This window comes from Escherichia sp. SCLE84 (assembly GCF_012584495.1).
In the GTDB taxonomy this organism is placed as follows: Bacteria; Pseudomonadota; Gammaproteobacteria; order Enterobacterales; family Enterobacteriaceae; genus ECMA0423.
Map to the genome: position 1 here is coordinate 2,713,209 of NZ_CP051430.1, position 17,711 is coordinate 2,730,919.

A 17,711-nucleotide genomic window follows, 5' to 3' on the forward strand; every position below is an offset into this window, starting at 1 on the left:
CATGACGACTAAACGTAAACCGTATGTACGGCCAATGACGTCCACCTGGTGGAAAAAATTGCCGTTTTATCGCTTTTACATGCTGCGCGAAGGCACGGCGGTTCCGGCTGTGTGGTTCAGCATTGAACTGATTTTCGGGCTGTTTGCCCTGAAAAATGGCCCGGAAGCCTGGGCGGGATTCGTCGACTTTTTACAAAACCCGGTTATCGTGATCATTAACCTGATCACTCTGGCGGCAGCTCTGCTGCACACCAAAACCTGGTTTGAACTGGCACCGAAAGCGGCCAATATCATTGTAAAAGACGAAAAAATGGGACCAGAGCCAATTATCAAAAGTCTCTGGGCGGTAACTGTGGTTGCCACCATCGTAATCCTGTTTGTTGCCCTGTACTGGTAAGGAGCCTGAGATGATTAATCCAAATCCAAAGCGTTCTGACGAACCGGTATTCTGGGGCCTCTTCGGGGCCGGTGGTATGTGGAGCGCAATTATTGCGCCGGTGATGATCCTGCTGGTGGGTATTCTGCTGCCACTGGGGCTGTTTCCGGGTGATGCGCTGAGCTACGAGCGCGTTCTGGCGTTCGCGCAGAGCTTCATTGGTCGCGTATTCCTGTTCCTGATGATCGTTCTGCCGCTGTGGTGTGGTTTACACCGTATGCACCACGCGATGCACGATCTGAAAATTCACGTGCCTGCGGGCAAATGGTTTTTCTACGGTCTGGCTGCTATCCTGACAGTTGTCACGCTGATTGGTATCGTTACAATCTAACGTATCGCCAATGTAAATCCGGCCCGCCTATGGCGGGCCGTTTTGTATGGAAACCAGACCTTATGTTCAAAACGACGCTCTGCGCCTTATTAATTACCGCCTCTTGCTCCACATTTGCTGCCCCTCAACAAATCAACGATATTGTGCATCGCACAATTACCCCGCTTATAGAGCAACAAAAGATCCCCGGTATGGCGGTGGCGGTAATTTATCAGGGTAAACCTTATTACTTTACCTGGGGCTATGCGGACATCGCCAAAAAGCAGCCCGTCACACAGCAAACGTTGTTTGAGTTAGGTTCGGTCAGCAAAACATTTACGGGCGTGCTTGGTGGCGACGCTATTGCTCGAGGGGAAATCAAGTTAAGCGATCCCACAACAAAATACTGGCCTGAACTTACCGCTAAACAGTGGAATGGGATCACACTATTACATCTCGCAACCTACACTGCTGGCGGCCTGCCATTGCAGGTGCCGGATGAGGTGAAATCCTCAAGCGACTTGCTGCGCTTCTATCAAAACTGGCAGCCTGCATGGGCGCCAGGAACACAACGTCTGTATGCCAACTCCAGTATCGGTTTGTTCGGCGCACTGGCTGTGAAGCCGTCTGGTTTGAGTTTTGAGCAGGCGATGCAAACACGTGTCTTCCAGCCACTCAAACTCAACCATACGTGGATTAATGTACCGCCCGCAGAAGAAAAGAATTACGCCTGGGGATATCGCGAAGGCAAGGCAGTTCATGTTTCGCCAGGGGCGTTAGATGCTGAAACTTATGGTGTGAAGTCGACCATTGAAGATATGGCCTGCTGGGTACGAAGCAATATGAATCCCCGTGATATCAACGACAAAACACTTCAGCAAGGGATACAACTGGCACAATCTCGCTACTGGCAAACCGGCGATATGTATCAGGGCCTGGGCTGGGAAATGCTGGACTGGCCGGTAAATCCTGACAGCATCATTAACGGCAGTGGCAATAAAATTGCACTGGCAGCACACCCCGTAAAAGCGATTACGCCCCCAACTCCTGCAGTACGCGCATCATGGGTACATAAAACAGGGGCAACCGGCGGATTTGGTAGCTATGTCGCGTTTATTCCAGAAAAAGAGCTGGGTATAGTGATGCTGGCTAACAAAAACTATCCCAATCCAGCGAGAGTCGCCGCCGCCTGGCAGATTCTCAACGCTCTACAGTAAAATTTCATCGGGTCCGAATTTTCGGACCTTTTCTGCGCTTTTCCTTGCTGTCATCTACACTTAGAAAAAAACCAGTAAGGAAACATTTATGCGCCTGCTCCCTCTCGTTGCCGCAGCGACAGCTGCATTTCTGGTCGTTGCCTGCAGTTCTCCTACGCCGCCGCGTGGCGTAACAGTAGTGAATAATTTCGACGCCAAACGTTATCTCGGTACCTGGTATGAGATTGCCCGTTTTGATCACCGTTTTGAACGTGGACTGGAAAAAGTCACCGCAACATACAGCCTGCGTGATGACGGCGGCCTGAATGTCATTAATAAAGGCTATAACCCTGACAGAGGAATGTGGCAGCAGAGTGAAGGGAAAGCGTACTTTACCGGCGCACCAACTCGCGCTGCGCTGAAAGTGTCATTCTTTGGTCCTTTCTATGGCGGTTATAACGTTATTGCACTCGATCGGGAATACCGCCATGCGCTGGTTTGCGGCCCGGACCGCGACTACCTGTGGATACTCTCCCGCACGCCAACCATTTCTGACGAAGTGAAACAGGAGATGCTGGCAGTCGCGACCCGGGAAGGGTTTGATGTCAGTAAGTTTATTTGGGTACAGCAGCCCGGTAGTTAGTGAGTGCTGAGTTTCAGACCAATAATCCCCAATACGATTAACGCCAGACTCGCCAGGCGCATCGGGTTAGCGGACTCACCGAGCAGCACAATGCCAGTGATAGCCGCGCCGACTGCGCCAATACCCGTCCACACGGCATAAGCCGTCCCTACTGGTAACGATTTCATCGCCCAGGCAAGTAGCGCCATACTGACAATCATCGCCGTCACGGTAATAACACTCGGCGTCAAACGACTAAAGCCGTGGGTATATTTCAGGCCAACGGCCCATACCACTTCCAGCAGACCAGCAATAACTAAGATAATCCAGGACATATCAGGCTCCGGAGAATTGGGGCCGTCCCCGGTGAAAAGAGGCGTTTGCAGGTCGTCCTGCAAAGCTGATGGTTGAACGGATATTTTGCCAGGTGGCAGGGGAATTTCAACTATTACCTTAGTGACTATCGCAGAAAAAACAAACGGCACGACATACCTGTCGTACCGTTATTGCTTATTGCTATTGCTGCGCTTTCGTTGCTGCGCCAGAAATCGCGTTACCGCCATCAGAAATGTCTTCACCAACGCCACGCGTGGTGTTGCAGGCAGTTAATACTGTTGAAAGCACCAGAACAGAAAAGATCGCTGCAATTGTCTTCTTCACCATAACGTCTTCCTTTTAGGTAATGTTATTTATGTTTGCCTATAGCAAATTAATAATAGACAACATCGCCAAAAATGACGGAAATCTGATGATTTTTCGGAAGAGAAGAAAAATTAGCTGGCAGCGCGAGAGATGGAGTTGCCGAGATGTTTGATGTCTTCGCCGAAACCGCGAGCGGTGTTACAGCCCGTGAGCAGCGTGCTGGCAAGCAAAACAAGAACGATAAGGCGTTTCATCATCTCTGACCTGAATAAGTGATGGTGCAGCCTGCAGGCCGCACCACAACCGCATTACTTCACGCGAGAGACGTATTCACCAGAGCGGGTATCCACTTTGATGACTTCGCCGATTTGTACGAACAGCGGAACCTTAACCACAGCGCCAGTAGACAGGGTAGCCGGTTTGCCGCCAGTACCTGCGGTATCACCTTTCAGGCCCGGATCGGTATCAACGATTTCCAGTTCAACGAAGTTCGGCGGAGTAACGGAGATCGGCTGACCATTCCACAGAGTTACGATACACTCTGCCTGATCCAGCAGCCATTTAGCGTTGTCGCCAATTGCTTTTGCATCAGCAGACAGCTGCTCGAAAGTTTCGTTGTTCATGAAGTGCCAGAACTCACCGTCGTTGTACAGGTAAGTCAGGTTCATATCGACAACATCAGCGCCTTCAGCGGAATCAGTAGATTTGAAGGTTTTTTCTACGCGAGTACCGGTCAGCAGACGACGCAGTTTAACGCGAGCAAATGCCTGGCCTTTACCCGGTTTTACGAATTCACTCGCTTCAACCGCGTAAGGTTCGCCGTCTAACATGATTTTAAGACCAGCACGAAAATCGTTGCTATAGTACGTTGCCATAAGGCCCTCTGAAATTTGTTAATTGGTAGCTAAGCCACAAAATGGCGCATATTGTAACCCTAAATACCCCATCCAGAGAAGATTGGTTAACGCAACTTGCCGATGTTGTGACCGATCCTGATGAACTTCTGCGTCTTTTGAATATAGACGCGGACGAAAAACTGTTGGCCGGACGCAGCGCCAAAAAGCTGTTTGCCCTGCGTGTGCCCCGCTCATTTATCGATCGCATGGAGAAAGGCAATCCGGACGATCCTCTTTTGCGTCAGGTACTTACCTCGCAAGATGAGTTTGTCGTCGCGTCCGGATTCTCCACCGACCCGCTGGAAGAACAGCACAGCGTAGTGCCTGGTTTGTTGCATAAATACCACAACCGGGCGCTTTTGCTGGTCAAAGGCGGCTGCGCGGTAAATTGCCGCTATTGCTTCCGTCGCCACTTCCCCTATGCCGAAAATCAGGGCAACAAGCGTAACTGGCAGACTGCTCTTGAGTATGTTGCTGCGCATCCGGAACTGGACGAGATGATTTTCTCCGGCGGCGATCCGCTGATGGCGAAAGATCACGAGCTGGACTGGTTGCTCACACAACTGGAAGCCATCCCGCATATCAAACGTCTGCGGATTCACAGCCGTCTGCCGATTGTGATCCCGGCACGTATCACCGAGGCGCTGGTTGAACGCTTTGCCCGTTCTACGCTGCAAATCTTGCTGGTGAATCACATCAATCATGCCAATGAGGTAGATGAAACGTTCCGTCAGGCGATGGCTAAATTGCGCCGTGTCGGTGTCACCCTGCTTAACCAGAGCGTTCTGTTACGTGGTGTGAACGATAACGCACAAACGCTGGCAAACCTGAGTAATGCGTTGTTCGATGCCGGCGTAATGCCGTATTACCTGCATGTGCTCGATAAAGTACAGGGCGCGGCGCATTTTATGGTGAGTGATGACGAAGCACGGCAGATTATGCGTGAGTTGCTGACACTGGTGTCGGGTTATCTGGTGCCGAAACTGGCGCGAGAAATCGGCGGCGAACCCAGCAAAACGCCGCTGGATCTCCAGCTACGCCAGCAGTAACTGATTAAACAGGGAAGTTAAACATTAGCCTGATGCGCTACGCTTATCAGGCCTACATTGTGCATTGAAATTGAATGGATTTGCAATGAACTGTAGGCCGGATAAGGCGTTTACGCCGCATCCGGCAAGAGCAACAAACGCAAGTACAGCAACCTGTCATTAAACTGGGAAATTTAATCTTTGCCCGTTGCATAACCTTTAATTATTCATATACATTGCTGTTGTTACTCTTTATATAGCCAACACCAATAATTAACCTTTCTTTTCTGTTTATATAGAGTGAGTACGGCTATTTATGTTATTTTAACAACTATTACTACCAAGCCCATTTATCTGGCTTATAAATTAAAATTAATTATTTAATTGAGAAATGGTTAGGGAGAACCTACATGGCCATAAGCATCAAGGGTGTTAATACCGGTGTTATTCGCAAGAGTAATAATTTCATTGCACTGGCGCTGAAAATTAAAGAACCTCGCAATAAAGAATCGTTGTTCTTTATGTCTGTCATGGAACTGCGCGACCTGCTGATTGCGCTGGAAAGTCGTATGCATCAAAAGCATAAACTGGATGCTGCTGCACGCCTTCAGTATGAGCAAGCTCGCGATAAAGTCATTAAGAAAATGGCAGAAAACATCCCAGAAATTCTGGTTGATGAGCTTAAAAATGCCGATATTAATCGTCGGGTTAACACGCTGGAACTTACCGATAATCAAGGCGAAAATCTTACCTTCGTATTAACGCTACATGACGGTAGCAAATGTGAGTTAGTCGTCAATGAGTTGCAGATTGAAATGCTGGCGCGAGCAATCATTCATGCAATTAATAATGCGGAAATGCGTGAACTGGCATTACGTATTACCTCACTGTTAGATTTCCTGCCGTTATATGACGTTGACTGCCAGGAAAATGGCAATCTGGAATATGACACCTATTCCCAACCGGAATGGAAACATAACCTGTTCGACCATTATCTGGCGGTGCTTTACCGCTTTAAAGATGAAAGTGGCAAAGAACAATTTAGCGGCGCAGTGGTGAAAACGCGTGAAGCAACGCCGGGTAAAGAAATAGAGGCGATCACTCGCCGAATGCTTGATTTCAGCCAACGACTGAAAAAACTCGCGGGTGTGCCATGTCAGGTCTATGTTCGCACCGTAGCGGCGAATAACGCCCAACCGCTAACCCAGGATCAATGCTTACGCGCGCTGCATCACTTACGTGTTCAATCCACCAGCAAAACTGCACCACAGGCGAAATAATCTCATCTTTGCTAATGCGAGGCTGGAGCCATCCAGCCTGAAATGACTGATAACGTGATCGTTGGTCATGCCGGATGCGGCGTAAACGCCTTATCCGGCCTACAAATTCTCAAGCATTCAATCAGTTGCAATGCCTGCTGTAGGCCTGATAAGCGAAGCGCATCAGGCAATGATACGTTTGTCACCCAGCCTCTGGATCACATCAGTTCGGGCACTTATAAACCTGACCGATAATCTGGCTATCCGTCGGGACAAAACTGGACAACATTCCCTGCGACGGGCTGCTGATGCCATAAATCACGTTACCGCCCATTGCAGCCGCCTGGTTGCGCAGATCGTTTGCTGCGCCGCGCATAGAACCGCCCTCTTCTCCGTGTTGCCCGGAAAGCCAGTTGCTTTGCTTACCTGTCGCAGTACCAATCAGCTGGCACTCTGCGCCTGGCTGCTCGTCCACAATGCGTACACTCTGACCGGCAGCACTCAATTCGTTGCTGGAGCTACAACCCGCCATCAGTAGCGCGGCACCGACAATCCCTGCTAAGTATTTTACGTGCATGTTATTCCCCATAATCAATGAGCTGGACGCCACTCGCGTCGTCCGTGTCTGAATCTTATACTAGAAAGATGACCAAAAGAAAAACCCCCAGACATTTCTGCCCGGGGGTTTGTTTATTTCTGCGAGGTGCAGGGCAATTACATCATGCCGCCCATGCCACCCATGCCGCCCATACCGCCAGCAGCGCCTAAGTCAGCTGCATCATTTTTCGGCAGGTCGGTAACCATGCACTCGGTGGTGATCATCAGGCCAGCCACAGAAGCCGCGTACTGCAGAGCAGAACGGGTTACTTTGGTTGGGTCCAGGATACCCATGTCGATCATGTTGCCGTATTCTTCGGTTGCTGCGTTGTAACCGTAGTTGCCGTCGCCGCCTTTAACGGTGTTAGCAACAACAGACGGTTCTTCGCCGCAGTTCAGGACGATCTGACGCAGCGGAGCTTCCATTGCACGCAGTGCAACTTTGATACCCACGTTCTGGTCTTCGTTCTGACCACGCAGGTCAGCCAGTTTAGACGCTACGCGGATCAGCGCAACACCACCACCAGCAACCACGCCTTCTTCTACCGCAGCACGGGTCGCGTGCAGGGCGTCTTCAACGCGTGCTTTTTTCTCTTTCATTTCAACTTCGGTAGCAGCACCTACTTTGATAACTGCAACGCCGCCTGCCAGTTTCGCTACGCGTTCCTGCAGTTTTTCACGGTCGTAGTCAGAAGTTGCTTCTTCAATCTGCTGACGGATCTGAGCAACACGGCCCTGGATTGCAGCTTCTTCACCCACGCCATCGATGATAGTGGTGGTGTCTTTGTTGATCACAACACGTTTAGCCTGACCCAGGTCTTCCAGGGTTGCTTTTTCCAGCTCCATACCGATCTCTTCAGAGATTACGGTACCGCCAGTCAGGGTTGCGATATCCTGCAGCATAGCTTTACGACGATCGCCGAAGCCCGGAGCTTTAACCGCAGCAACTTTCACGATGCCACGCATGGTGTTAACAACCAGAGTTGCCAGCGCTTCGCCTTCAACATCTTCAGCGATGATCAGCAGCGGTTTGCCTGCTTTGGCAACAGCTTCCAGAACCGGCAGCATTTCGCGGATGTTAGAGATTTTCTTGTCAGCCAGCAGGATGAACGGGCTTTCCAGTTCTACTGCGCCAGTTTCCGGCTTGTTGATGAAGTAAGGAGACAGGTAGCCACGGTCGAACTGCATACCTTCAACCACGTCCAGTTCGTCCTGCAGACCGGTACCGTCTTCAACGGTGATAACGCCTTCTTTACCGACTTTGTCCATCGCTTCAGCGATCAGTTTACCTACGGTTTCGTCGGAGTTAGCGGAGATGGTACCAACCTGAGCAATCGCTTTAGAGTCAGAGCACGGTACGGACAGCGCTTTCAGTTCTTCAACTGCAGCGGTAACGGCTTTGTCGATACCACGTTTCAGGTCCATCGGGTTCATGCCCGCAGCAACAGCTTTCAGACCCTCAGTGATGATAGCCTGAGCCAGTACAGTTGCAGTGGTGGTACCGTCGCCTGCAGCGTCGTTCGCTTTAGAGGCAACTTCTTTCACCATCTGCGCCCCCATATTTTCGAACTTGTCTTCCAGTTCGATTTCACGAGCAACGGAAACACCATCTTTGGTGATGGTCGGTGCACCGAAAGATTTATCCAGAACTACGTTACGGCCTTTCGGACCGAGGGTAACTTTCACTGCATCTGCCAGTACGTTTACGCCGCGCAGCATTTTCACACGAGCGTCGTTACCGAATTTTACGTCTTTAGCTGCCATTATCTTTATTCCTTAAATTCGTATGTTCAGTGTCGTGCGAGGATTACGCTTCAACAATTGCCAGAATGTCGCTTTCGGACATGATCAACACTTCTTCATTGTCGATCTTCTCAGATTTCACACCGTAGCCATCGTTGAAAATAACGATGTCGCCAACTTTCACATCCAGCGGCTTCACTTCGCCATTTTCAAGGATACGGCCATTGCCGACAGCCAGCACTTCGCCGCGGGTGGATTTAGCCGCTGCAGAGCCGGTCAGAACGATGCCGCCAGCAGATTTAGTTTCAACTTCTTTACGCTTGACGATCACGCGATCATGCAATGGACGAATATTCATTGATAACTCTCCTTTGAGAAAGTCCGTATCTGTTATGGGTGACGCCGGAGCTTACGTGGTTTCCCGGCTGGTGACCAGAGAAATGGGGATGAGGCTTCGCCCCTTCAAGGGGGAAAAAGAAAAAAAATTCTGATCAGCACAAAATCGGGTGAAAACCCTGATTCACCTCACATTTCATCGCAATTTCTTCATCGCCGTCATAAGCGAATCTGATTGTGCTACCATCGAAAATCTACGCAGTTGCCCAAAATTTGGGCGCAATCGGATATCAACCCATGAGTGGACTCAAACAAGAACTGGGGCTGGCCCAAGGCATTGGCCTGCTATCGACGTCATTATTAGGCACTGGCGTGTTTGCCGTTCCTGCGTTAGCTGCGCTGGTAGCGGGCAATAACAGCCTGTGGGCGTGGCCCGTTTTGATTATCTTAGTGTTCCCGATTGCGATTGTGTTTGCGATTCTGGGTCGCCACTATCCCAGCGCAGGCGGTGTCGCGCACTTCGTCGGTATGGCGTTTGGTTCGCGACTTGAGCGAGTCACCGGCTGGTTGTTTTTATCGGTCATTCCCGTGGGTTTGCCTGCCGCGCTACAAATTGCCGCCGGGTTCGGCCAGGCAATGTTTGGCTGGCATAGCTGGCAACTGTTGTTGGCAGAACTCGGTACGCTGGCGCTGGTGTGGTATATCGGTACTCGCGGTGCCAGTTCCAGTGCTAATCTACAAACCGTTATTGCCGGACTTATCGTCGCGCTGATTGTCGCTATCTGGTGGGCGGGCGATATCAAACCTGCGAATATCCCCTTCCCGGCACCTGGTAATATCGAACTTACCGGGTTATTTGCTGCGTTATCAGTGATGTTCTGGTGTTTTGTCGGTCTGGAAGCATTTGCCCATCTTGCCTCGGAATTTAAAAATCCAGAGCGTGATTTTCCTCGCGCATTGATGATTGGTCTGCTGCTGGCAGGATTAGTCTACTGGGGCTGTACGGTAGTCGTCTTACACTTCGACGCCTATGGTGAAAAAATGGCGGCGGCAGCATCGCTTCCAAAAATTGTAGTGCAGTTGTTCGGTGTAGGAGCGTTATGGATTGCCTGCGTGATTGGCTATCTGGCCTGCTTTGCCAGTCTCAACATTTATATACAGAGCTTCGCCCGCCTGGTCTGGTCGCAGGCGCAACATAATCCTGACCACTACCTGGCACGCCTCTCTTCTCGCCATATCCCGAATAATGCCCTCAATGCGGTGCTCGGCTGCTGTGTGGTGAGCACGTTGGTGATTCATGCTTTAGAGATCAATCTGGACGCTCTTATTATTTATGCCAATGGCATCTTTATTATGATTTATCTGTTATGCATGCTGGCAGGCTGTAAATTATTGCAAGGACGTTATCGACTACTGGCGGTGGTTGGCGGGCTGTTATGCGTTCTGTTACTGGCAATGGTCGGCTGGAAAAGTCTCTATGCGCTGATCATGCTGGCGGGGTTATGGCTGTTGCTGCCAAAACGAAAAACGCCGGAAAATGGCATAACCACATAATCCGGCGTTTCGACATTAATCCTGGCGATCGTCTTTATGATCAAGGCGGTCGCGCTCATCATCCTTTCGCTGGTACTCACCATCAAAAGTATTACCGCCACCGGTCCCGGCGCTAAAACCGCCGCCTGGCATACGAGAAAAGCGCAAATGCGGCATCAACTTCACTGTCAGATGCTTTTGCACCGGCGGTAATAAAAGCAGAAGACCGAGGAAGTCGGTGAAAAAGCCCGGTAATAAAAGCAGCAAACCGGCAATGATCAGCGAAACACTTTTAATCATCTCCGCCGCTGGGTTTTCACCCGCCGCCATTTTTTGCTGCATCAGCACGAAATTCTTAAAGCCCTGGTTACGTACCAGTGACATCCCGATAACTGACGTGAATATAACCAGCACGAGGGTCAGCAATACCCCCAATACATGGGCAACCTGAATAAAGATTGAAATCTCAATATAGACATAAAGGAAAATGGCAATAAAAGGTAACCAGCGCAAAGGTTTCTCCTGTAATAGCAGCCGGTAAAACCCGGCTACCTGAATGGGTTGCGAATCGCGTTCAGCTTATATTGTGGTCATTAGCAAAATTTCAAGATGTTTGCGCAACTATTTTTGGTAGTAATCCCAAAGCGGTGATCTATTTCACAAATTAATAATTAAGGGGTAAAAACCGACACTTAAAGTGATCCAGATTACGGTAGAAATCCTCAAGCAGCATATGATCTCGGGTATTCGGTCGATGCAGGGGATAATCGTCGGTCGAAAAACATTCGAAACCACATATATTCTGTGTGTTTAAAGCAAATCATTGGCAGCTTGAAAAAGAAGGTTCACATGTCAAACAACATTCGTATCGAAGAAGATCTGTTGGGTACCAGGGAAGTTCCAGCTGATGCCTACTATGGTGTTCACACTCTGAGAGCGATTGAAAACTTCTATATCAGCAACAACAAAATCAGTGATATTCCTGAATTTGTTCGCGGTATGGTAATGGTTAAAAAAGCCGCAGCTATGGCAAACAAAGAGCTGCAAACCATTCCTAAAAGTGTAGCGAATGCCATCATTGCCGCATGTGATGAAGTCCTGAACAACGGAAAATGCATGGATCAGTTCCCGGTAGACGTCTACCAGGGCGGCGCAGGTACTTCCGTAAACATGAACACCAACGAAGTGCTGGCCAATATCGGTCTGGAACTGATGGGTCACCAGAAAGGTGAATATCAGTACCTGAACCCGAACGACCATGTTAACAAATGTCAGTCCACTAACGACGCCTACCCGACCGGTTTCCGTATCGCAGTTTACTCTTCCCTGATTAAGCTGGTAGATGCGATTAACCAACTGCGTGAAGGCTTTGAACGTAAAGCTGTCGAATTCCAGGACATCCTGAAAATGGGTCGTACCCAGCTGCAGGACGCAGTACCGATGACCCTCGGTCAGGAATTCCGCGCTTTCAGCATCCTGCTGAAAGAAGAAGTGAAAAATATCCAACGTACCGCTGAACTGCTGCTGGAAGTTAACCTTGGCGCAACAGCAATCGGTACTGGTCTGAACACGCCGAAAGAGTACTCTCCGCTGGCAGTGAAAAAACTGGCTGAAGTCACTGGCTTCCCATGCGTACCGGCTGAAGACCTGATCGAAGCGACCTCTGACTGCGGCGCTTATGTTATGGTTCACGGCGCGCTGAAACGCCTGGCTGTGAAGATGTCCAAAATCTGTAACGACCTGCGCTTGCTCTCTTCTGGTCCACGTGCCGGCCTGAACGAGATCAACCTGCCGGAACTGCAGGCGGGCTCTTCCATCATGCCAGCTAAAGTAAACCCGGTTGTTCCGGAAGTGGTTAACCAGGTATGCTTCAAAGTCATCGGTAACGACACCACTGTTACCATGGCAGCAGAAGCAGGTCAGCTGCAGTTGAACGTTATGGAGCCGGTCATTGGCCAGGCCATGTTCGAATCCGTTCACATTCTGACCAACGCTTGCTACAACCTGCTGGAAAAATGCATTAACGGCATCACTGCTAACAAAGAAGTGTGCGAAGGTTACGTTTACAACTCTATCGGTATCGTTACTTACCTGAACCCGTTCATCGGTCACCACAACGGTGACATCGTGGGTAAAATCTGTGCCGAAACCGGTAAGAGTGTACGTGAAGTCGTTCTGGAACGCGGTCTGTTGACTGAAGCGGAACTTGACGATATTTTCTCCGTACAGAATCTGATGCACCCGGCTTACAAAGCAAAACGCTATACTGATGAAAGCGAACAGTAATCGTACAGGGTAGTACAAATAAAGAAGGCACGTCAGATGACGTGCCTTTTTTCTTGTGAGCAGTAACTTAAAAATAACAACCTAATATCAACTTGTTAAAAAACAAGGAAGGCTAATATGCTAGTTGTAGAACTCATCATAGTTTTGCTGGCGATCTTCTTGGGCGCCAGATTGGGGGGAATAGGTATTGGTTTTGCAGGCGGATTGGGGGTGCTGGTTCTTGCCGCTATTGGCGTTAAACCCGGTAACATCCCGTTCGATGTCATTTCCATTATCATGGCGGTTATCGCCGCTATTTCTGCCATGCAGGTTGCTGGCGGTCTGGACTATCTGGTTCATCAGACAGAAAAGCTGCTGCGCCGTAACCCGAAATACATCACGATCCTCGCACCGATCGTGACCTATTTCCTGACTATCTTTGCTGGTACTGGCAACATATCTCTGGCGACACTGCCAGTTATCGCTGAAGTTGCGAAGGAACAAGGCGTCAAACCTTGCCGTCCGCTGTCTACTGCAGTGGTATCCGCGCAGATTGCGATCACCGCATCGCCAATCTCAGCGGCAGTGGTTTACATGTCTTCCGTGATGGAAGGTCATGGCATCAGCTACCTCCATCTGCTCTCCGTGGTCATCCCGTCCACCCTGCTGGCGGTTCTGGTGATGTCCTTTCTGGTCACTATGCTATTCAACTCCAAACTCTCTGACGATCCGATTTATCGCAAGCGTCTGGAAGAGGGCCTGGTTGAACTGCGCGGTGAAAAGCAGATTGAAATCAAATCCGGTGCAAAAACGTCCGTCTGGCTGTTCCTGCTGGGCGTAGTTGGCGTGGTTATCTATGCAATCATCAACAGCCCAAGCATGGGTCTGGTTGAAAAACCGCTGATGAACACCACCAACGCAATCCTGATCATCATGCTCAGCGTTGCAACTCTGACCACCGTTATCTGTAAAGTCGATACCGACAACATCCTCAACTCCAGCACCTTCAAAGCAGGTATGAGCGCCTGTATTTGTATCCTGGGTGTTGCGTGGCTGGGCGATACTTTCGTTTCCAACAACATCGACTGGATCAAAGATACCGCTGGTGAAGTGATTCAGGGTCATCCGTGGCTGCTGGCCGTCATCTTCTTCTTTGCTTCTGCTCTGCTGTACTCTCAGGCTGCAACCGCAAAAGCACTGATGCCGATGGCCCTGGCACTGAACGTTTCACCGCTGACCGCTGTTGCTTCTTTCGCTGCGGTGTCTGGTCTGTTCATTCTGCCGACCTACCCGACGCTGGTTGCTGCGGTACAGATGGATGACACGGGTACAACCCGTATCGGTAAATTCGTCTTCAACCATCCGTTCTTCATCCCGGGTACTCTGGGTGTTGCCCTGGCCGTTTGCTTCGGCTTCGTGCTGGGTAGCTTCATGCTGTAATGACCAATCGCGGGGCGTTCACGCCCCGCTTTCTTTCCCGCCGACTAACATCCTTCCCCCGTCCGTTGTATAGTGACCTCTCTCTTGCGGTTCCATCTGTTCTTGCGAGGTGTTTATGCTTGATGAAAAAAGTTCGAATACCGCGTCTGTCGTGGTGCTATGTACCGCACCGGATGAAGCGACAGCCCAGGATTTAGCCGCCAAAGTGCTGGCGGAAAAACTGGCGGCCTGCGCGACCTTGATCCCCGGCGCTACCTCTCTCTATTACTGGGAAGGTAAGCTGGAGCAAGAATACGAAGTGCAGATGATTTTAAAAACTACCGTATCTCACCAGCAGGCACTGCTGGAATGCCTGAAGTCTCATCATCCATATCAAACCCCGGAACTTCTGGTTTTACCTGTTACACACGGAGACACAGATTACCTCTCATGGCTCAACGCATCTTTACGCTGATCCTGCTACTTTGCAGCACTTCCGTTTTTGCCGGATTATTCGACGCGCCGGGACGTTCACAATTTGTCCCCGCGGATCAAGCCTTTACTTTTGATTTTCAGCAAAACCAACATGACCTTAATCTGACCTGGCAGATCAAAGACGGTTACTACCTCTACCGTAAACAGATCCGCATTACGCCGGAACACGCGAAAATTGCCGACGTGCAGCTGCCACAAGGCGTCTGGCATGAAGATGAGTTTTACGGCAAAAGCGAGATTTACCGCGATCGGCTGACGCTTCCCGTAACCATCAACCAGGCGAGTGCGGGAGCGACGTTAACTGTCACCTACCAGGGCTGTGCTGATGCCGGTTTCTGTTATCCGCCAGAAACCAAAACCGTTCCGTTAAGCGAAGTGGTCGCCAACAACGCAGCGTCACAGCCTGTGTCTGTTTCGCAGCAAGAGCAGCACACCGCGCAATTGCCCTTTTCCGCGCTCTGGGCGTTGTTGATCGGTATTGGTATCGCCTTTACGCCATGCGTGCTGCCAATGTACCCACTGATTTCTGGCATCGTGCTAGGTGGTAAACAGCGGCTCTCCACTGCCAGAGCATTGTTGCTGACCTTTATTTATGTGCAGGGGATGGCACTGACTTACACGGCGCTGGGTCTGGTAGTTGCCGCCGCAGGGTTACAGTTCCAGGCGGCGCTACAGCACCCATACGTGCTCATTGGCCTCGCCATCGTCTTTACCTTGCTGGCGATGTCAATGTTTGGCTTGTTTACTCTACAACTCCCCTCTTCGCTGCAAACACGTCTCACGTTGATGAGCAATCGCCAACAGGGCGGCTCACCTGGCGGTGTGTTTGTTATGGGGGCGATTGCCGGACTGATCTGTTCACCATGCACCACCGCACCGCTTAGCGCGATTCTGCTGTATATCGCCCAAAGCGGGAACATGTGGCTGGGCGGCGGCACGCTTTATCTCTATGCGTTGGGCATGGGCCTGCCGCTGATGCTAATTACCGTCTTTGGTAACCGCTTGCTGCCGAAAAGCGGCCCGTGGATGGAACAAGTCAAAACCGCGTTTGGTTTTGTGATCCTCGCACTGCCGGTCTTCCTGCTGGAGCGAGTGATTGGTGATGTATGGGGATTACGCTTGTGGTCGGCGCTGGGTGTCGCATTCTTTGGCTGGGCCTTTATCACCAGCCTACAGGCCAAACGCGGCTGGATGCGCGTGGTGCAAATAATCCTGCTTGCAGCGGCATTGGTTAGCGTGCGCCCACTTCAGGATTGGGCATTTGGTGCGACGCATACCGCGCAAACTCAGACGCATCTCAACTTTACACAAATCAAAACGGTAGATGAGTTAAATCAGGCGCTCGTTGAAGCCAAAGGCAAACCGGTGATGTTAGATCTTTATGCCGACTGGTGCGTCGCCTGTAAAGAGTTTGAGAAATACACCTTCAGCGACCCGCAGGTGCAAAAAGCGTTAGCAGACACGGTCTTACTTCAGGCCAACGTCACGGCCAACGACGCACAAGATGTGGCGCTGTTAAAGCATCTTAATGTCCTTGGCCTACCGACAATTCTCTTTTTTGACGGACAAGGCCAGGAGCATCCACAAGCACGCGTCACGGGCTTTATGGATGCTGAAACCTTCAGCGCACATTTGCGCGATCGCCAACCGTGAACGACACTTGCAGTGGGAAAGACGGAGGAAAATAGCGTGCAACGTGAAGATGTACTGGGAGAAGCCCTGAAATTATTAGAATTACAAGGGATTGCCAACACCACGCTGGAGATGGTTGCTGAACGTGTGGATTATCCACTGGACGAGCTACGCCGCTTCTGGCCAGACAAAGAGGCAATCCTCTACGATGCGCTGCGTTATCTTAGCCAACAGATAGATGTCTGGCGTCGTCAGCTGATGCTGGACGAAACGCAAACCGCCGAACAAAAGCTGCTGGCACGTTATCAGGCGTTATCGGAGTGCGTTAAAAACAACCGCTATCCGGGCTGTCTATTTATCGCTGCCTGTACGTTTTATCCCGATCCTGGCCACCCTATTCATCAACTGGCCGATCAGCAAAAAAGCGCGGCCTACGATTTCACCCACGAACTGTTAACCACACTGGAAGTTGACGATCCGGCGATGGTAGCAAAGCAGATGGAACTGGTGCTGGAAGGCTGTTTAAGCCGAATGCTGGTGAATCGTAGCCAGGCGGATGTCGACACTGCACATCGGCTGGCGGAAGATATCCTGCGCTTCGCCCGCTGCCGCCAGGGTGGTGCATTGACCTGACAGAAACACAGAAAAGAAGCGATTTGCCGCAATCTTAAGCAGTTGAATCGCTTTTACTGAAATTAGGTTGACGAGATGTACAGATTACGGTTTAATGCGCCCCGTTGCCCGGATAGCTCAGTCGGTAGAGCAGGGGATTGAAAATCCCCGTGTCCTTGGTTCGATTCCGAGTCCGGGCACCAAATTCATATAAACGGACCTCCACGGAGGTCCGTTTTTCGTTTCAGGACGCCACGATTTAAGCGTTCTGCCTCCAAATCAATTCTCCCGAACTCAACCAGATTCTCCCCACATCACCAGCAATTTGCGGGCATATCCCAATTCGGGAAAATTTGTTCCTGAGCGATAGCACTAACTGACGTGAAATGTCGTGCGGCCCCGTGATGTTGTTGAACGTCAAATGACGTCATCAGGAGCGTAACGCATCCATAAAGCACAACACCGGTCTGAACGCCGACTGATGAGATTTTCTGAATGAGAACAAAGAGAAATGTATCAGTCCGCTTGCTCATGCAAAGACTAACAATCCATTAAAATAGTAAGCGCTCCGGACAATTTTCCATGGATTATTTTCTGAACATTTTTCTTTGGCAAAGATGATGAATTTTGATGGTAAGGAATATTACTTCTGGTTCTCAGTAAAATCCTTTCTTAATACCATGTAATCAA

The 17,711-nt window shown here is 50.3% G+C and carries 20 protein-coding genes, 1 tRNA gene and 1 pseudogene; 14 read left to right on the forward strand and 8 right to left on the reverse strand.

Going from position 1 to position 17,711, the window contains the following annotated elements:
* The first annotated feature begins 1 nt into the window (after position 1).
* The 4 genes from frdC (at position 2) to blc (ending at position 2,585) form a co-directional block, all read left to right on the forward strand.
* Positions 2-397, forward strand: coding sequence for a fumarate reductase subunit FrdC (frdC, locus tag HGD79_RS13265; RefSeq protein ID WP_000208757.1), 396 nt, complete (start codon positions 2-4; stop codon positions 395-397).
* Positions 398-407: 10 nt separating this feature from the next.
* Complete coding sequence (gene frdD / locus HGD79_RS13270; protein ID WP_168848419.1) at positions 408-767, forward strand: fumarate reductase subunit FrdD; 360 nt, start codon at positions 408-410, stop codon at positions 765-767.
* Between the two features lie 62 nt (positions 768-829).
* Positions 830-1,963 (forward strand): BlaEC family class C beta-lactamase, encoded by a 1,134-nt coding sequence (locus tag HGD79_RS13275; protein WP_001299193.1) that lies wholly within the window; start codon positions 830-832, stop codon positions 1,961-1,963.
* 88 nt (positions 1,964-2,051) lie between these two features.
* Complete coding sequence (gene blc, locus HGD79_RS13280; RefSeq protein WP_001238378.1) at positions 2,052-2,585, forward strand: lipocalin Blc; 534 nt, start codon at positions 2,052-2,054, stop codon at positions 2,583-2,585.
* Here the strand turns inward: blc and sugE are convergent.
* The 4 genes from sugE to efp all read right to left on the reverse strand — a co-directional run bounded on the left by sugE (position 2,582) and on the right by efp (position 4,081).
* Positions 2,582-2,899, reverse strand: coding sequence for a quaternary ammonium compound efflux SMR transporter SugE (gene sugE / locus HGD79_RS13285; RefSeq protein ID WP_000118482.1), 318 nt, complete (start codon positions 2,897-2,899; stop codon positions 2,582-2,584). The two genes, blc and sugE, sit on opposite strands and share 4 nt — an antisense overlap.
* A 181-nt stretch (positions 2,900-3,080) precedes the next feature.
* Positions 3,081-3,227 (reverse strand): lipoprotein toxin entericidin B, encoded by a 147-nt coding sequence (gene ecnB / locus HGD79_RS13290; RefSeq protein WP_000239596.1) that lies wholly within the window; start codon positions 3,225-3,227, stop codon positions 3,081-3,083.
* A gap of 110 nt (positions 3,228-3,337) precedes the next feature.
* Entirely contained in the window at positions 3,338-3,463 is a 126-nt protein-coding gene (gene ecnA, locus HGD79_RS13295) for a lipoprotein antitoxin entericidin A (RefSeq protein ID WP_000977757.1), read from the reverse strand.
* A gap of 51 nt (positions 3,464-3,514) precedes the next feature.
* Positions 3,515-4,081: an elongation factor P gene (efp, locus tag HGD79_RS13300; protein ID WP_000257278.1), complete on the reverse strand. Its 567-nt coding sequence runs from the start codon at positions 4,079-4,081 to the stop codon at positions 3,515-3,517.
* 41 nt (positions 4,082-4,122) lie between these two features.
* Between efp and epmB the strand changes: the two genes are divergently transcribed.
* Both epmB and HGD79_RS13310 read left to right on the forward strand, forming a co-directional pair.
* Entirely contained in the window at positions 4,123-5,151 is a 1,029-nt protein-coding gene (gene epmB / locus HGD79_RS13305; RefSeq protein ID WP_000940530.1) for an EF-P beta-lysylation protein EpmB, read from the forward strand.
* Between the two features lie 389 nt (positions 5,152-5,540).
* Positions 5,541-6,410, forward strand: coding sequence for a YjeJ family protein (locus HGD79_RS13310; RefSeq protein ID WP_001008073.1), 870 nt, complete (start codon positions 5,541-5,543; stop codon positions 6,408-6,410).
* Positions 6,411-6,612: 202 nt separating this feature from the next.
* On the opposite strand, the gene HGD79_RS13315 is transcribed toward HGD79_RS13310, so the two are convergent.
* From HGD79_RS13315 to HGD79_RS13325, 3 genes are all read right to left on the reverse strand, one after another.
* Complete coding sequence (locus HGD79_RS13315; protein ID WP_000558209.1) at positions 6,613-6,966, reverse strand: DUF4156 domain-containing protein; 354 nt, start codon at positions 6,964-6,966, stop codon at positions 6,613-6,615.
* Positions 6,967-7,103: 137 nt separating this feature from the next.
* Positions 7,104-8,750 (reverse strand): chaperonin GroEL, encoded by a 1,647-nt coding sequence (gene groL, locus HGD79_RS13320; protein WP_000729117.1) that lies wholly within the window; start codon positions 8,748-8,750, stop codon positions 7,104-7,106.
* Positions 8,751-8,793: 43 nt separating this feature from the next.
* The gene (locus HGD79_RS13325; protein ID WP_001026276.1) at positions 8,794-9,087 is read right to left on the reverse strand and encodes a co-chaperone GroES; all 294 of its coding nucleotides are present in this window, start codon (positions 9,085-9,087) and stop codon (positions 8,794-8,796) included.
* A gap of 275 nt (positions 9,088-9,362) precedes the next feature.
* On the opposite strand from HGD79_RS13325, the gene yjeH reads away from it, so the two are divergent.
* On the forward strand, positions 9,363-10,619 hold the full coding sequence (gene yjeH, locus HGD79_RS13330) for an L-methionine/branched-chain amino acid transporter (RefSeq protein WP_000015837.1): 1,257 nt from the start codon (positions 9,363-9,365) through the stop codon (positions 10,617-10,619).
* A 15-nt stretch (positions 10,620-10,634) separates the two neighbouring features.
* On the opposite strand, the gene HGD79_RS13335 is transcribed toward yjeH, so the two are convergent.
* Positions 10,635-11,111 carry an FxsA family protein gene (locus HGD79_RS13335; protein ID WP_001267448.1) on the reverse strand — a complete coding sequence of 159 codons (477 nt, stop codon included), beginning with the start codon at positions 11,109-11,111 and terminating at the stop codon, positions 10,635-10,637.
* A 336-nt stretch (positions 11,112-11,447) separates the two neighbouring features.
* Here HGD79_RS13335 and aspA point away from each other — a divergent pair, with 336 nt between their 5' ends.
* The 7 genes and pseudogenes from aspA to HGD79_RS26980 form a co-directional block, all read left to right on the forward strand.
* Positions 11,448-12,884 (forward strand): aspartate ammonia-lyase, encoded by a 1,437-nt coding sequence (gene aspA, locus HGD79_RS13340; RefSeq protein WP_000069437.1) that lies wholly within the window; start codon positions 11,448-11,450, stop codon positions 12,882-12,884.
* 117 nt (positions 12,885-13,001) lie between these two features.
* Entirely contained in the window at positions 13,002-14,303 is a 1,302-nt protein-coding gene (gene dcuA / locus HGD79_RS13345; RefSeq protein ID WP_000961959.1) for an anaerobic C4-dicarboxylate transporter DcuA, read from the forward strand.
* A 115-nt stretch (positions 14,304-14,418) separates the two neighbouring features.
* Positions 14,419-14,757: a divalent cation tolerance protein CutA gene (cutA, locus tag HGD79_RS13350; protein ID WP_000883400.1), complete on the forward strand. Its 339-nt coding sequence runs from the start codon at positions 14,419-14,421 to the stop codon at positions 14,755-14,757.
* Positions 14,733-16,430 (forward strand): protein-disulfide reductase DsbD, encoded by a 1,698-nt coding sequence (gene dsbD, locus HGD79_RS13355; protein ID WP_000068978.1) that lies wholly within the window; start codon positions 14,733-14,735, stop codon positions 16,428-16,430. The genes cutA and dsbD overlap by 25 nt, the downstream gene beginning before the upstream one ends.
* A gap of 36 nt (positions 16,431-16,466) precedes the next feature.
* Positions 16,467-17,042 carry a transcriptional regulator gene (locus tag HGD79_RS13360; protein WP_001188520.1) on the forward strand — a complete coding sequence of 192 codons (576 nt, stop codon included), beginning with the start codon at positions 16,467-16,469 and terminating at the stop codon, positions 17,040-17,042.
* Between the two features lie 106 nt (positions 17,043-17,148).
* A tRNA-Phe gene (locus HGD79_RS13365) sits at positions 17,149-17,224 on the forward strand.
* A 242-nt stretch (positions 17,225-17,466) separates the two neighbouring features.
* A pseudogene (locus HGD79_RS26980) lies at positions 17,467-17,581 on the forward strand (integrase); the annotation flags it as partial.
* Positions 17,582-17,711: the final 130 nt, after the last annotated feature.

Bases quoted from the DNA above. Each gene is read 5' to 3' on its own strand.
- frdC (WP_000208757.1), top strand. From the start codon at position 2: ATGACGACTAAACGTAAACCGTATGTACGGCCAATGACGTCCACCTGG.
- frdD (WP_168848419.1), top strand. From the start codon at position 408: ATGATTAATCCAAATCCAAAGCGTTCTGACGAACCGGTATTCTGGGGC.
- HGD79_RS13275 (WP_001299193.1), top strand. From the start codon at position 830: ATGTTCAAAACGACGCTCTGCGCCTTATTAATTACCGCCTCTTGCTCC.
- blc (WP_001238378.1), top strand. From the start codon at position 2,052: ATGCGCCTGCTCCCTCTCGTTGCCGCAGCGACAGCTGCATTTCTGGTC.
- sugE (WP_000118482.1), bottom strand. From the start codon at position 2,899: ATGTCCTGGATTATCTTAGTTATTGCTGGTCTGCTGGAAGTGGTATGG.
- ecnB (WP_000239596.1), bottom strand. From the start codon at position 3,227: ATGGTGAAGAAGACAATTGCAGCGATCTTTTCTGTTCTGGTGCTTTCA.
- ecnA (WP_000977757.1), bottom strand. From the start codon at position 3,463: ATGATGAAACGCCTTATCGTTCTTGTTTTGCTTGCCAGCACGCTGCTC.
- efp (WP_000257278.1), bottom strand. From the start codon at position 4,081: ATGGCAACGTACTATAGCAACGATTTTCGTGCTGGTCTTAAAATCATG.
- epmB (WP_000940530.1), top strand. From the start codon at position 4,123: ATGGCGCATATTGTAACCCTAAATACCCCATCCAGAGAAGATTGGTTA.
- HGD79_RS13310 (WP_001008073.1), top strand. From the start codon at position 5,541: ATGGCCATAAGCATCAAGGGTGTTAATACCGGTGTTATTCGCAAGAGT.
- HGD79_RS13315 (WP_000558209.1), bottom strand. From the start codon at position 6,966: ATGCACGTAAAATACTTAGCAGGGATTGTCGGTGCCGCGCTACTGATG.
- groL (WP_000729117.1), bottom strand. From the start codon at position 8,750: ATGGCAGCTAAAGACGTAAAATTCGGTAACGACGCTCGTGTGAAAATG.
- HGD79_RS13325 (WP_001026276.1), bottom strand. From the start codon at position 9,087: ATGAATATTCGTCCATTGCATGATCGCGTGATCGTCAAGCGTAAAGAA.
- yjeH (WP_000015837.1), top strand. From the start codon at position 9,363: ATGAGTGGACTCAAACAAGAACTGGGGCTGGCCCAAGGCATTGGCCTG.
- aspA (WP_000069437.1), top strand. From the start codon at position 11,448: ATGTCAAACAACATTCGTATCGAAGAAGATCTGTTGGGTACCAGGGAA.
- dcuA (WP_000961959.1), top strand. From the start codon at position 13,002: ATGCTAGTTGTAGAACTCATCATAGTTTTGCTGGCGATCTTCTTGGGC.
- cutA (WP_000883400.1), top strand. From the start codon at position 14,419: ATGCTTGATGAAAAAAGTTCGAATACCGCGTCTGTCGTGGTGCTATGT.
- dsbD (WP_000068978.1), top strand. From the start codon at position 14,733: ATGGCTCAACGCATCTTTACGCTGATCCTGCTACTTTGCAGCACTTCC.